Annotated in this window: 14 protein-coding genes; 9 read left to right on the forward strand and 5 right to left on the reverse strand. The window is 59.1% G+C overall.

From position 1 onward, the window contains the following. Window positions 1-7: 7 nt before the first annotated feature. Entirely contained in the window at window positions 8-490 is a 483-nt protein-coding gene (locus GOW56_RS05800) for a DUF3576 domain-containing protein (protein WP_171119915.1), read from the reverse strand. Window positions 491-776: 286 nt separating this feature from the next. Here GOW56_RS05800 and GOW56_RS05805 point away from each other — a divergent pair, with 286 nt between their 5' ends. Together GOW56_RS05805 and GOW56_RS05810 are read left to right on the forward strand one after the other, a co-directional pair. Then, entirely contained in the window at window positions 777-1832 is a 1056-nt protein-coding gene (locus GOW56_RS05805; protein WP_171119914.1) for a porin, read from the forward strand. A 101-nt stretch (window positions 1833-1933) separates the two neighbouring features. Next, the gene (locus tag GOW56_RS05810; RefSeq protein ID WP_171172254.1) at window positions 1934-2593 is read left to right on the forward strand and encodes a YggS family pyridoxal phosphate-dependent enzyme; all 660 of its coding nucleotides are present in this window, start codon (window positions 1934-1936) and stop codon (window positions 2591-2593) included. Here GOW56_RS05810 and GOW56_RS05815 read toward each other — a convergent pair. Together GOW56_RS05815 and ribA are read right to left on the reverse strand one after the other, a co-directional pair. Continuing rightward, complete coding sequence (locus tag GOW56_RS05815) at window positions 2577-3077, reverse strand: L,D-transpeptidase family protein (protein WP_171205276.1); 501 nt, start codon at window positions 3075-3077, stop codon at window positions 2577-2579. The genes GOW56_RS05810 and GOW56_RS05815 overlap by 17 nt on opposite strands. Then, window positions 3074-4165 carry a GTP cyclohydrolase II gene (gene ribA / locus GOW56_RS05820; protein ID WP_171172250.1) on the reverse strand — a complete coding sequence of 364 codons (1092 nt, stop codon included), beginning with the start codon at window positions 4163-4165 and terminating at the stop codon, window positions 3074-3076. Before ribA ends, GOW56_RS05815 begins: the two co-directional genes overlap by 4 nt. Window positions 4166-4327: 162 nt before the next feature. Between ribA and GOW56_RS05825 the strand changes: the two genes are divergently transcribed. After that, the gene (locus GOW56_RS05825; protein WP_117872957.1) at window positions 4328-5014 is read left to right on the forward strand and encodes a response regulator transcription factor; all 687 of its coding nucleotides are present in this window, start codon (window positions 4328-4330) and stop codon (window positions 5012-5014) included. 216 nt (window positions 5015-5230) lie between these two features. On the opposite strand, the gene GOW56_RS05830 is transcribed toward GOW56_RS05825, so the two are convergent. Beyond that, complete coding sequence (locus GOW56_RS05830; RefSeq protein WP_171205277.1) at window positions 5231-6049, reverse strand: DUF2189 domain-containing protein; 819 nt, start codon at window positions 6047-6049, stop codon at window positions 5231-5233. A 242-nt stretch (window positions 6050-6291) separates the two neighbouring features. On the opposite strand from GOW56_RS05830, the gene GOW56_RS05835 reads away from it, so the two are divergent. The 4 genes from GOW56_RS05835 (at window position 6292) to GOW56_RS05850 (ending at window position 8921) form a co-directional block, all read left to right on the forward strand. Then, window positions 6292-7080: an exodeoxyribonuclease III gene (locus GOW56_RS05835; RefSeq protein WP_171205278.1), complete on the forward strand. Its 789-nt coding sequence runs from the start codon at window positions 6292-6294 to the stop codon at window positions 7078-7080. Between the two features lie 75 nt (window positions 7081-7155). Next, a complete protein-coding gene (trxA, locus tag GOW56_RS05840) occupies window positions 7156-8070 on the forward strand; it encodes a thioredoxin (RefSeq protein ID WP_152459258.1) in 915 nt (304 codons plus the stop codon). A 27-nt stretch (window positions 8071-8097) separates the two neighbouring features. Next, window positions 8098-8739: an LON peptidase substrate-binding domain-containing protein gene (locus GOW56_RS05845; protein ID WP_171205279.1), complete on the forward strand. Its 642-nt coding sequence runs from the start codon at window positions 8098-8100 to the stop codon at window positions 8737-8739. Next, entirely contained in the window at window positions 8736-8921 is a 186-nt protein-coding gene (locus tag GOW56_RS05850) for a Trm112 family protein (protein ID WP_171119907.1), read from the forward strand. The genes GOW56_RS05845 and GOW56_RS05850 overlap by 4 nt, the downstream gene beginning before the upstream one ends. On the opposite strand, the gene GOW56_RS05855 is transcribed toward GOW56_RS05850, so the two are convergent. Next, complete coding sequence (locus GOW56_RS05855; RefSeq protein WP_254447163.1) at window positions 8918-10180, reverse strand: FAD-dependent monooxygenase; 1263 nt, start codon at window positions 10178-10180, stop codon at window positions 8918-8920. The genes GOW56_RS05850 and GOW56_RS05855 overlap by 4 nt on opposite strands. A 52-nt stretch (window positions 10181-10232) precedes the next feature. On the opposite strand from GOW56_RS05855, the gene GOW56_RS05860 reads away from it, so the two are divergent. Further along, window positions 10233-11561 (forward strand): amidase, encoded by a 1329-nt coding sequence (locus GOW56_RS05860; RefSeq protein WP_171205281.1) that lies wholly within the window; start codon window positions 10233-10235, stop codon window positions 11559-11561. 108 nt (window positions 11562-11669) lie between these two features. Then, window positions 11670-12851 carry an aminotransferase class I/II-fold pyridoxal phosphate-dependent enzyme gene (locus GOW56_RS05865; protein ID WP_171205282.1) on the forward strand — a complete coding sequence of 394 codons (1182 nt, stop codon included), beginning with the start codon at window positions 11670-11672 and terminating at the stop codon, window positions 12849-12851. Window positions 12852-12861 lie beyond the last annotated feature (10 nt).

Here is a 12861-nt window from a genome sequence, read left to right on the forward strand (position 1 = left end):
CGGAGTGCTAGAACTTGTTGTCCGCGATGCGCAGCTGACGCGCGCGGGACAGAATCGCATCCTCCACCGCGCGGGTTGTTGCCGCGCTTACCGGGGCGCCTCCGCTGGATTGCAGGGCAACGGACAAAGACCGGGCCGCAAGCGCCGGATCACTGATGTGTACGGTCGCCCTGTATGACCGTCCTCCGCCCGGAGGAGTGCCGTAACCCGTTACGATCACTCCGGTAAACGGATCGACCTCCTGCACAGGCAAGAAGTTCAATATGTCCAGAGAAGCTGCCCACAAGTACCGGTTTACATTGGTGGTCTGCTCGGCCGTGCTGCGGTCGAAAATGTCCCACAGCGTCGAACGTTCAGGATCGTTCAACTCGCGTTCATCGGAATTACCGCTGGCGGGATTGGCGGAATATGTCGAAGTGCTTCGATTCTGCCCGCATGCCGCAATAGTGGTGGTCAGCATGATTAATCCCAAAATCGTAGGCAGGCGCATTGTCAGCAGGTCCTGTTTTCACTTGTTGTGCAGTATTCAGGGCATACTCCTAGCCAAGGACCCTCGCTGCAACAAGCCTATTCTTCTGAAATGTAAGCGTGTCAGCCTGATCCGGGCAAAAACGAACTGTGGCATCCTTGCACCAATCTGACCCCAATGACGTGACCGGGTTTATGCCAAGCTTGCGCAACAGGGGCAAAAAGAGCGAAACGGTGTCCGTGCTGAGACATATGCCGAGGCATGTGTCGAGTAGATAACTCTTTTGAATGAAACCGAGGGAAACAAGATGAAAAAAGTTCTCTTCGCATCGACGGCGCTGATCGCGACCGCAGGCGTTGCAGCAGCTGAAGTTAACTTCAGCGGTTATGGCCGTTTTGGTATTGGCTACACTGAAGATCGTAGCGAAACCACCATCGTACGTGGCCCTGGCGCAGATGGCCTGAACGGGACAGCCGACGACGTCCTGGCAAGCTCGACCGCTCAAACCGACGACGTCATTCTGGTGTCGCGCTTCCGTCTGAACATCGACGGTATCGCAGAAACCGACGGCGGCGTACGTTTTGAAGGCCGTGTTCGTCTGCAGGCCGACGAAGACGCCAGCAACGGTGAAGCAAACTCGGCCGGCCTGAACGGCGCGCGCTTCTCGGTCATCTACGGTGGTCTGCGTGTTGACGCGGGCAACGTCGCAGGTGCCTTTGACAACCTGGCAAACTACTACGGCAACGAAGTAGGTCTGGAACTGTTCGCTGGTCAGTACTCGGGCGTTAACTATAACTTCCTGGCGTACTCGTCGACCGGTTCGGGTGCGAACGCTGTGTTCTTCCAGTACTCCGTAGGCGACTTCTCGTTTGGCGCATCGTATGACCAAGCACAGGCTACCGTTATCGGAGCTGGTGGTACAACTTCGACCACCGTTGACGCAGACCGCTGGGACATCAGCGCAACCTACACCTTCAACAACATCACTGCTGCTGTGGCCTATGGTCAGACCGACGCGGGTGTTGCCGGTGTAAGCGATCCGAGCCTGACCGTTCTGACCCTGGGTGGCGAATGGGGTGACTTCTCGGGTACTCTGTTTGTCGCGGACGACGCAACCCAAGTTGCTTCGACCGACGGTACTGCATGGGGTCTGTCGGCTGCCTACAACTTAGGCGCTGCAACCACCCTGCTGTTCACCTACGGTGACGGTAACGCTTCTGCTGACACTCAGCAGGTTGCTATCGGTGCGATCTACGACCTGGGTGGCGGTGCATCGCTGCGCGGTGGTCTGGGTGTAAACGACTGTGACTCTTGCGCAGACTCGACCATCAAGGCTGACTTCGGTGCTCAGTTCAACTTCTAAGCTGATCTGAACCGTAAGGTTTAAGGGCGGGTCTTCGGACTCGCCCTTTTCTTTTGCGCCGACTTGGTGTTTTTCTGCGCCAAAGACAGATTGAGGGCCCCATGTCGTTGCAAGAAATCACCTCACGCATTGCAAATTCCGAAGCCAGATCGGACCGCCCTGCCGGTTCCGTCAAACTGATCGCTGTATCCAAAGTACAACCGAATGAGCGGGTTCAGGCGGTGCTGGAGCAGGGCCACAGGTGTTTTGGTGAGAATCGCGTACAGGAGGCGGCCAGCAAATGGCCCGCTTTCAAAGAGCAATTCGATGCCGTCGATCTGCATCTCATCGGCCCGTTGCAGACCAATAAGGCCAGGCAGGCGATGGAACTGTGCAATGCGATCCATTCGGTCGACCGCCCCAAACTGGCCAAAACCCTGGCGCGGCTGGCGCAAGAGGTGGGATACTGCCCCGACCTGTTCATTCAGGTCAACACGGGTGAAGAAGCGCAGAAGGCAGGCGTTCTTCCTGCGGATGCGGACGGGTTTATAGCGGAATGCCGATCGCTGGATCTTCCGGTGCGCGGGTTGATGTGCATCCCGCCGGTCGATGAAGAACCCACTTTGCATTTCGCCCTCTTGGCCAAGATCGCCGCACGCAACGGGCTTGAGGGGTTGTCGATGGGGATGAGCGGTGATTTCGAGCAGGCCATCGCCTTGGGCGCGACCCATGTTCGTATCGGGTCGGCCATTTTTGGCGAGCGGGTCAAACCTCAGGGATGATCAGGCGCGTTCCAAGGGAAATTCGCCCTGCAATCCAATGCAGATGGTCCCGACGGAAGGCAATGCAGCCCTCGGTCGGGTAGCCGGGCCTGCGCCATTGATGCAGAAAAATCGCCGATCCCTTGCCGGGAACGGCATTCGGCCAGTTCCAGTCGGTCAACAGGACCAGATCGTAAAGCGGATCAGCCCGGCGCAGTTTTTCATGACTGAACGCATAAGGGGCGGGCACCATGTGATTGTAGTGGCTGTTCTCGACGTCATCCGACCACAAGTCCTGCGGCCCAATCGGGATCGCCCAGAAGTTGGGGGCGACCAGCCGGTCGGGCCGGTAGAGCAAGCCGACGATTCGATGGCATCCGGTAGGCGTCGCCCCATCACCCTCGTGTTTCGTGTTGCTCAATCCGCCTTTGCCAATCGAGCAGGGGAACGTTCTGCCAAGAAAGCGAACGCCACGCGGGGTGAGCACAAGATCGTCTGGGGTCACAACAGGTGCCCAGATTTCGCGGCTTTCGTGGCCAGGTATCCCCGGTTGTGCGCGGTTTCACCCACTTTCAAAGGAACGCGCTCGGTCACGGCGATCCCCGTGCGTTCCATCATCGAGATCTTGGCAGGGTTGTTGGTCAGCAGGCGCACCGAGTTGAAACCCAGAGATTTCAGGATATCCGAGCCGAGTCGGAAGTCGCGCTCATCATCCTCGAAACCCAGCCTGTGGTTTGCTTCTACCGTGTCAAAACCCTGGTCTTGAAGAAAATAGGCACGCATCTTGTTGGCCAGCCCGATACCACGCCCTTCCTGGTTCAGATACAGAAGAACGCCAGCCCCTTCGGCCCCCATTTGTGCCAGCGCGCCGCGCAATTGAGGACCGCAATCGCATTTCAGGCTGCCCATCAGATCGCCCGTGAAACAGGCGGAATGCAATCGGGCCAGCACTGGTTTGTCCCGATCCGGGCGGCCTATTTCGACTGCGTAATGTTCTTCTCCGCCATCTTCGGGGCGGAAAACATGCAGGCGGCCGGCCTCGGATACTTCCATCGGAAGACGCGCGGCAACCACCTCATGCAGGGCGCTGCGGTCCGCCAGATGCGGGGCGGCGCGCGTGTGGTCAATGCAGGTCAGGCCGTGCGATACGGCAAAGGCCCGACCGTCTTCGACCGGCACGACGACCGCGGCGGGAAGAATGCGCGCGGACTTGGCCAACGCAATCGCGATGCGGTGCAAATTGGCGTTGCCGTGGCGCTCGGTCATCAACGGGCCTTTCATCGGCGCGTTCAGATCGTCAGAGGGATCAGCAACCGCCTGCACCCAAGTGATGTCTGCATCGGCGGGAATCGAAACGCGCGCGAGATCGCCGTCATAGGCCCGTGCCTTGAGTGTTTCGGCCCGCCGCCCGGTAATGGCCACCACCGGGTCTCCGAGCTTTTTCAGATCGGCCAGGCGCTGCGGGTTGAGCGTTTCCGCAGAGATCGCCAAAACGCTAAAGCCACTGTCATCGGTCAGCACCACTGGAACGCCCATGCGCAGATCGGCCCGGGCCCGGGCAAGAAGTTCGGTGATATCGGGAATGAGGCTCATCTATGTTACCCTATAACGCTCAGCCCTTCTCCTAGCTGTTTCGAAAGGAAATGTGAAACATTTCTGCCAACTCTGACACGAAGGCGTGAAACCGTTGCAGCAAATCTTGTTGATTGCATATTCCGCGCGCAAGTGATGGAAAAGCGTTTGGAGGATCGGGAAATGGCTCAACTCAAGAAAATCCTGTTGGTGGACGATGACGAGGATCTGCGCGAGGCGCTCAGCGAGCAACTTGTCATGACCGAAGACTTTGACGTTTTCGAAGCGTCAGACGGCCAGTCCGCGATGGAGCGTGCACGCGAAGCGATCTATGATCTGGTCATTCTTGATGTGGGTTTGCCGGATACCGACGGGCGGGAACTGTGCCGCCTGATGCGCAAACAGGGCGTCAAGAGCCCGATTCTGATGCTGACCGGTCATGACAGCGATGCCGATACGATCCTGGGCCTGGACGCCGGCGCGAATGACTATGTCTCCAAACCGTTCAAATTTCCGGTATTGCTGGCCCGGATCCGCGCTCAGCTGCGGCAGCACGAACAATCCGAGGACGCGGTATTTGTTCTTGGCCCCTATACGTTCAAGCCGGCGATGAAGATGCTGATCACGGAAGAAGACCGCAAGATCCGTCTGACCGAGAAGGAAACCAACATCCTCAAGTTCCTGTACCGATCAACCGACGGTGTCGTGGCACGGGATGTGCTGTTGCACGAAGTGTGGGGATACAATGCCGGGGTCACGACCCACACGCTGGAAACCCACATCTATCGCCTGCGTCAGAAGATCGAGCCCGATCCGTCCAATGCGCGCCTTTTGGTCACAGAATCGGGTGGATATAGGCTCGTGTCTTAACTGGTTGTGGATTGATGTGGATCAAAGTGATACTCTGCACTCATAATTAGGTTACTCCCAACCCGTGCATGTCCGGGTTATGACATGTACCTCCCTGTTGGACTGCCGGGCCGAATGGCCCGGCTTTTTTTCGTTGCTGAGGGGCGGTTTCCACAGAAGGCAGACAGCAGCACTGACCGATATTCGACCAATGGTGGAGGTGAGCTCCGCCGCGGTTCACCCTTCCGCCGGGGCAACGGCGCGCTGGTAAAGGTGCCACGTGGTGTGGCCAAGGATCGGAAGGGTAAAGATCAGGCCCAGAAACGCCGGAACCAGCGACAGCAGTATCGTGACCGAGATGATCGCCGCCCAGCTGAGCATGACCGCCGGGCTTTCGGATACGACGCGCAAAGAGGTCAACATGGCAGAGATGAAGTTGGTTTCCCGGTCCAGCAGCAAGGGCATGGCGACAACGGTCACCGAAAACAGCACGGCTGATAGGAACGCGCCGACACAGGTGCCTACGGCAAGGAAGATCCAACCCTGCGGCGTAAAGAAAACGGTGTTCAAAAACCCGTCGAAACCCGAGAAGGATGCGTTCTGGAGGATGATCGCCAGCCAAAGCCGGACCTGGTAGATCCACACCCAGAAAATGAAAAGTGTGACAAAGGCCATCCAGCCCAATTCGCGTTTGCGTTGATTGGCCATGACGCTGAGGATTTCAGCCCAGCCAAAGCTTTCGCCTTTCTGCAAGCGGCGCGACATTTCATAAAGCCCGGCGGCGGCGAAAGGCGCGACCAGCGGAAAACCGACAATGGCGGGAATGATCATCCAGATCTGGCCAAGCCAGATCAGGGCCCAAACCAGCAGAATTCCGAATACTGCATAGAACAGACCGAAAAAGCCGCTCAGGACAGGGCGGGCCAGAAAGTCGGAAAACCCGGCTTTCAGCGACGCCCTGATGTCATCCGTCGTGATCTTGTTGACCTGCGGCATGTCCCGCTGCTGCGGCGTCAGATTCTCCGGTGGCGTGGAACCTGCGGTCTCGGATGCCATGACACACTCCTCCCAAAGCATGGTGCCGGGCCGGTCTGTTCGCGAACAGACCCAGCGGTGAAACAGACATTCCTCATTCGCAGACAAGTCTGCATCAGGCGAGATATCAGGGCAAGGGAAAGCACGAATGTGACGCCCGCCTAACTGCCGGCCTGTGGTCCCGGCATCGGGCCGCCTTTTCTCGTGGCAACTGGCGTTGTGCCACGCTAACCTGCGCCAATCGCGACAAAGGAATCCCCGACATGCCTTTCACCCTTGCCACATGGAACATCAATTCTGTTCGCCTGCGCGAGCCTATCGTGCTGAAATTGCTGCAAGAAGAAGCCCCTGAAGTATTGTGCCTGCAAGAGTGTAAATCACCGGTTGAGAAAATCCCGACTGAAGGGTTTTCCGAGCTGGGCTACACCCACATGATCGCGCGCGGGCAGAAGGGGTATAACGGCGTCGCCATCCTGTCGCGCCTGCCGATGGAAGAGGTGGGCGACAAGGATTTCGCGGGTCTCGGACATGCCCGCCATATTGCCGGGCGGTTGGAAAATGGTGTCACGATCCACAATTTCTATGTCCCGGCGGGCGGCGACGTGCCGGACCGGGAGGTGAATGAGAAATTCGGCCAGAAGCTCGACTATCTCACTGATATGCGCGATTGGTTCCGTGCGGAAAAGCCGGCTAAATCCATCCTTGTCGGCGACCTGAACATCGCTCCGCGTGAGGATGATGTGTGGTCACACAAACAACTGCTGAAGGTCGTCTCGCACACGCCCATCGAGGTCGAGCATCTAGCCGAGACACAGGAAGCAGGTGGCTGGGTCGATATCACCCGTCAGGATATCCCGGAAGGGCAGCTTTACAGCTGGTGGTCCTATCGCGCCCGGGATTGGGATGCGGCGGACAAGGGGCGCCGGCTGGACCATATCTGGGCCACGGCCGATATCTCGAACGCGGGCCATTCCAGCCGTATTCTGCGAGACGCCCGTGGGTGGGAAAAACCAAGCGATCACGCTCCGGTCTTTGCCAGTTTCGACGTCTGATCCGCAACTCAGCACTTGGTTTCCGCGGCAAGCGGCTGCATATAGGGCGCAAGTTCGAACGAAAGAGTGATTGCCATGGACCTTCTGAACGGCGGAAACGCCCCAGCAACCGATCTGATCAAAGACGGGACCGAGGCCACTTTCATGGCCGATGTGGTGGAAACCTCGCAGGAAACACCTGTGATCGTTGATTTTTGGGCACCTTGGTGTGGCCCGTGCAAAACCCTTGGGCCGATGCTGGAAGAGGCTGTGACAGCCGCGAAAGGCGCGGTCAAGATGGTCAAGATCAATGTGGATGAAGCGCAGACAATTGCCGCGCAAATGCGCATCCAGTCGATCCCGACCGTCTATGCCTTTTTCAAAGGCCAGCCTGTGGACGGGTTTCAAGGCGCGTTGCCGGGATCCGAGATCAAGGCTTTCGTGGACCGTGTGATCGAAGCCGCTGGTGGTGAAAGCCCGGGGGGCCAGCTGGATGATGCCGTGCAGGCTGCCGAGGAAATGCTTGCCGAAGGCGCGGCTGCGGACGCGGCTCAGACCTTTGCCGCAATTCTGGGCGAAGATCCGAACCACGCCGCGGCGTACGGTGGTCTGGTGCGGGCGCATATCGCCACCGGTGATCTGGAGCAGGCAGAAGCGATCCTGAACGGCGCTCCGGCCGAGATTTCCACATCGGCCGAGCTGGAGGCCGCACATGCGCAGCTGGAGCTTGCAAAGCAGGCAGCAGATGCCGGCCCCGTCGCCGAGCTGACGGCGGCTGTCGAGGCGGATCCGGACAACCATCAAGCCCGCTTTGATCTGGCGCAGGCGCTGCACGCGAACGGCAATGTGGAAGAAGCCGTGGCACAATTGCTGGAACTGTTCCGCCGGGATCGTGAATGGAATGAAGGCGCAGCCAAGACACAGCTTTTCACCATCTTCGATGCGCTCAAGCCCAATGACCCGATTGTTCTGAACGGACGTCGCAAACTCAGTTCGATGATATTTGCCTAATCTCTCATCAGAGCTAGAGTCGGGTACATGATGCATCCCGCCGACCTGCCGGAAACGGTATCTGTTTTTCCATTGCCCAGGGCGCTGCTGCTCCCGCGTTCGCGCTTGCCGCTTCACATATTCGAGCCGCGCTATCTTCAGATGCTGGACGACGCGCTGAAAACCAAGGAACGGTTGATCGCAATGGTTCAGCCGAATCCTTCGGTCAATGACGACGACAAGCTGCACCGTATTGGATGCGCAGGGCGGGTGACGCAGTTTTCGGAAACCGAAGATGGCCGGTACCTGATCACGTTGACCGGTATATCCCGGTTCAGGGTCATGTCAGAGCTGGATTCGTTCACGCCCTACCGGAGGTGCGCGGTCTCGTGGGACGGGTTCGACCGTGATCTGGGAAAGGCCGAGAAAGACAACGGGTTTGACCGCAACGCGTTCCTGACACTGTTGGAGCGTTTCTTTTCGTCCCGTCAATTGTCCACCGACTGGGATTCGCTCAAGGACGCAGAGGATGAACTTTTGGTGAATTCCCTGTCGATGCTTCTGGATTTCGACCCAGAGGACAAACAGGCCCTGCTGGAAGCCCCCTGCCTGCGCACCCGGCGCGAAACGTTGGTGACGCTGATTGAGTTCGCCTTGCGCGGCGGATCAAACGAGGAAAAACTGCAATGACCGATCCTGAACACGCCTTTGATCGCCACATGCTCGAGGCGATGATCTGCCCTCAGACGCATACGACCCTGCACTATGACGCCGAAAAGCGAGAGCTTGTTTCAAAAGCGGCGGGTTTGGCTTTTCCCATCCGCAACGGCATTCCGGTCATGCTGGTCGATGAGGCCCGGCAGCTGGATTAAATCGGGCGCCCTTGCAACAGCTTGGGCAGATCCCCGGTCAGCCCGGCCGCTTCGCGAACGAAACCGCGACGGAGGCCGGGCAAAGCGCCGACAACCCCCATGCCAATGTCACGCCCAAGCCGCAGCAGCGGGTTGTCGTTGGAAAACAGCTTGTTGAAGACATCCGTCGCCATCGCCAGCGAGGCCGTGTCGAAACGGCGCCATTCCTGATAGCGCTCCAGTACCATCAACGAGCCGATATCCTCGCCGCGCCGTCCCGCCAAAGTCAGAACCTCAGCCAGAGCGCCGACATCGCGCAGGCCAGCGTTCAGGCCCTGACCGGCAATGGGGTGCATTCCGTGCGCGGCATCCCCGACCAACGCCATGCGATCGCTGATGAAGGAATTGGCGATGGTCAGGTTCAACGGATAAGTGAAACGATCGCCCGCCAGACTGATTTCACCAAGAAAATCGCCAAATCGCGGGCGTAGCACTTGCACGTAGTCATCCTCGGGCAGGGCGTTGATGTGCTGTGCGGTGTCGGTGCGTTCGCTCCAGACGATGGAACTGCGATTGCCAGTCAACGGCAGAATCGCCAGCGGACCGGGTGGCATGAAAAACTGATGTGCAATGCCATTATGCGGCAGCTCATGTTCGATGGCGCAGACCAATGCCGTCTGGCCGTAATCCCAACCGGTGCGTTTGATGCCGGCCCGTGACGCGGTTCCGCTGCGGCGGCCGTCACAGCCAACTAGCAGGCTGCCGCCCAGGGTTGTGCCGTCATCCAACGTCACGGTCACGTTGGCCGTGTCGGTCTGTTGCGAAACGACGGATTTGCCGCTTACCTGGGTGATGCACGGCTCTTCGGCCATCGCGCCCAGAAAAGCACGGCGCAGGTGGCGATCCTCGACCATATACCCCATGGGGCCTTCTTCGATTTCGGCATGGTCGAAATGCATGAAAAAAGGCGATGGCCCCGTTCCGGCATGTCCATCTGTGACCTTGATTTCCAGCATCGGTTGGGCGTGCTGCGCGACGCGGTCCCAAATGCCGATGGCATCCAACAAACGCTGTGAGGCCAGAGCCAGCGCATAGGCGCGCCCGTCGAATGCCGCGTTTCTGCGCACCTTTTCGACCAACGCATCGATCACCGTGACCGAATGACCGGTTTGTGCCAGTGCCAGCGCCAAAGCCGGGCCGTTCAACCCGCCGCCCACGATCAGAATGTCAGAAGCCTGTGTCATGCCCTGCAATATGCGCGCCCTTTCGGGATTGTCCATGTGCAGTCCTGTCGCTACCGTCACCCAAAGACGAAAAACCGGGAGGGATGAGATGCAGGATTGGTTGACAATGACCGCGTGTGATTTGGGCCGTGGCATTGGCATGGGTCAGATCGATCCGGTCGAACTGACGGAAACCTACCTGTCCGCTATTGACGCTCATCCGCATCGGGACCGCATCTATGCCCGCATTACCCATGACCGCGCCCGGGCTGAGGCTGAAGCCGCTCGGCAACGAGCGCAACTGGGCCTGCGCCGGTCGCTGCTGGATGGCGTCCCGATCAGTTGGAAAGACCTGTTCGACACCGCCGGCACCGTGACCGAGGCGGGTTCGGCTCTGCTGAAGGATCGCGTGCCGGATGCGGATGCGCTGGTGCTGCGCAATGCGACTCAGATGGGCACCGTTTGCCTGGGTAAAACACATATGAGCGAGCTGGCCTTTTCCGGCCTCGGGTTGAATCCGATCACCGAAACCCCGCCCTGCATTCATGACGAGGCAGCAGTGCCCGGGGGGTCGTCTTCGGGGGCTGCGGCCTCGGTCGCCTGGGGGTTGGCGGCGTGTGGCATCGGCTCGGACACGGGTGGTTCGGTGCGTATCCCGGCGGCTTGGAATGATCTGGTGGGGCTGAAAACCACTGCGGAGCGGCTCAGCCTGGAAGGTGTGGTGCCGCTGTGCCTGCGTTTCGACACGGTTGGGCCTGTGGCGCGTTCGGTCGAGGACGCAGCGCATATGCTGGCTCTGCTCGAGGGGGGAACACCTGCTGATCTGCGTGGCGCTTCGCTGAAAGGACGCCGTTTTGCCGATTTGCAGAACATTGCCAAGGACGACCTGCGTGACACACCGCGCAAGGCATATGACGAAGCCGTTGCCCAACTTGCCGACGCGGGGGCCGAGATCGTGCCGTTGGAAGTTCTCGAGTTGAACGAGGCCATGACGTTGACCAGCATCGTATACACGACCGAGGCCTATGGGCTGTGGCGCGATGTCATCGAAGCCAATCCCGATGCGATGTATCCCGAGATTCTCGAACGCTTCCGCATTGGCATGGGCTATTCGGGCCCCGACTATGTGGCAGCCTGGGCCAAACTCAAGGCATGCCGCAGCGCCTGGGACGCGGCAACCGCCGGGTTTGACGCGGTTCTGGCGCCGACAGCGCCGATTTTGCCGCCCAATCTGGAGCGCTTGCTCAGCGATCACGACTATTACGTAACCGAGAATCTTCTGGCCCTGCGGAACACGCGGATTGGCAATCTGATGGGGCTGGCGGCGCTGAGCCTGCCCACAGGAACGCCCGGCTGCGGGTTGATGATGCTGGGCTATCCCGGCTCGGAAGAGGCGTTGTTGCGGCTGGGTTCGGCAGCGGAAACGGTGCTGGCCTGAATGCCACAATCCCCTGATTCGGAACCTCTTTGTCTGGACGAAGAGGCACACGGACTGTAATCTGCCAAAAAAACGGGGCGCCAATGACCCCGATATTGAGGCAGTACCATGGTTTTCCCCGAGCGGTTTTCGAACCTACCGGCTTATGCATTCCCGCGTCTGCGCGCCCTGTTGGATCACCACCAGCCGGGCGGTGATGTCGTTCACATGACCATTGGTGCACCGACACATGATTTTCCGGCTTGGGTGACGGATGTCATCATGGAAAACGCCGCCGGGTTCCAGGGATATCCCCCGAACGAAGGGTCGGATGACCTGCGCACGGCGATTACGGATTGGATCAAGCGGCGATATGGGGTTCAGATGGACCCTGATGCCAACGTGATGGCGCTGAACGGCACGCGCGAGGGGCTATACAACGCCGCCATGGCTTTGTGCCCGGAACAGAAGAACGGTCAGCAGCCGATCATCCTGTGCCCGAACCCGTTTTATCAGGTCTACATGGTCGCCTCGCTGTCGGTGGGCGCGCAGCCTTATTTTGTGCCTGCCACCGCTGCCACGGGCCATCTGCCGGACTATGCCGGCCTACCTGCGGACGTGCTGAACCGCACCGCCGTGGCCTATATCTGTTCACCTGCCAATCCGCAGGGGGCCGTTGCCTCTCGCGAGTATTGGGCCGACCTGATCCGTCTGGCCGAGCAGTACGATTTCCGTATTTTTGCGGATGAGTGCTATTCCGAGATTTACCGTGAAGAAGCCCCGACAGGTGTTCTGACTGTCGCGCAGGAGCTGGGCGCTGATCCTGAACGGATCACGCTGTTCAACTCACTTTCCAAACGTTCGAATCTGGCCGGTTTGCGGTCGGGGCTTATCGCCGGTGGCCCAAAGACGATCAAACAGGTCAAGCAGTTGCGCACCTATGCCGGGTCGCCTCTGCCTCTGCCCTTGCAAGCTGCCGCGGCAAAGGTTTGGGCGGATGAGGAACACGTTCGCGAAAACCGCGCGCTGTATCAGGAAAAGTACGCCATTGCGGATGAGGTATTCGCAGGCGTGCAAGGCTATATGGCGCCCGAGGCCGGTTTTTTTCTGTGGCTGCCGGTCGAGAATGGTGAAGACACCGCATTGAAAGTCTGGAAGGAAACCGGTGTCCGGGTCCTGCCGGGCGCATATCTTTCACAAGGCGATCCGGGAAAGAACCCGGGCGAAGGATTTATTCGGGCTGCATTGGTGGCCCCAAAAACAGAGTTGCAGCGTGGTCTGATCACACTCCGCGACTGCATCTATTCGTGAGGTACGAGGG

Origin of the sequence: Ruegeria sp. HKCCA0235A, from assembly GCF_013033235.1 — a bacterium.
GTDB lineage: Bacteria > Pseudomonadota > Alphaproteobacteria > Rhodobacterales > Rhodobacteraceae > Ruegeria.

Bases quoted from the DNA above. Each gene is read 5' to 3' on its own strand.
- GOW56_RS05835 (WP_171205278.1), top strand. From the start codon at position 6,292: ATGCCTTTCACCCTTGCCACATGGAACATCAATTCTGTTCGCCTGCGC.
- trxA (WP_152459258.1), top strand. From the start codon at position 7,156: ATGGACCTTCTGAACGGCGGAAACGCCCCAGCAACCGATCTGATCAAA.
- ribA (WP_171172250.1), bottom strand. From the start codon at position 4,165: ATGAGCCTCATTCCCGATATCACCGAACTTCTTGCCCGGGCCCGGGCC.
- GOW56_RS05850 (WP_171119907.1), top strand. From the start codon at position 8,736: ATGACCGATCCTGAACACGCCTTTGATCGCCACATGCTCGAGGCGATG.
- GOW56_RS05845 (WP_171205279.1), top strand. From the start codon at position 8,098: ATGATGCATCCCGCCGACCTGCCGGAAACGGTATCTGTTTTTCCATTG.
- GOW56_RS05865 (WP_171205282.1), top strand. From the start codon at position 11,670: ATGGTTTTCCCCGAGCGGTTTTCGAACCTACCGGCTTATGCATTCCCG.
- GOW56_RS05825 (WP_117872957.1), top strand. From the start codon at position 4,328: ATGGCTCAACTCAAGAAAATCCTGTTGGTGGACGATGACGAGGATCTG.
- GOW56_RS05860 (WP_171205281.1), top strand. From the start codon at position 10,233: ATGCAGGATTGGTTGACAATGACCGCGTGTGATTTGGGCCGTGGCATT.
- GOW56_RS05855 (WP_254447163.1), bottom strand. From the start codon at position 10,180: ATGGACAATCCCGAAAGGGCGCGCATATTGCAGGGCATGACACAGGCT.
- GOW56_RS05810 (WP_171172254.1), top strand. From the start codon at position 1,934: ATGTCGTTGCAAGAAATCACCTCACGCATTGCAAATTCCGAAGCCAGA.
- GOW56_RS05800 (WP_171119915.1), bottom strand. From the start codon at position 490: ATGCGCCTGCCTACGATTTTGGGATTAATCATGCTGACCACCACTATT.
- GOW56_RS05830 (WP_171205277.1), bottom strand. From the start codon at position 6,049: ATGGCATCCGAGACCGCAGGTTCCACGCCACCGGAGAATCTGACGCCG.
- GOW56_RS05805 (WP_171119914.1), top strand. From the start codon at position 777: ATGAAAAAAGTTCTCTTCGCATCGACGGCGCTGATCGCGACCGCAGGC.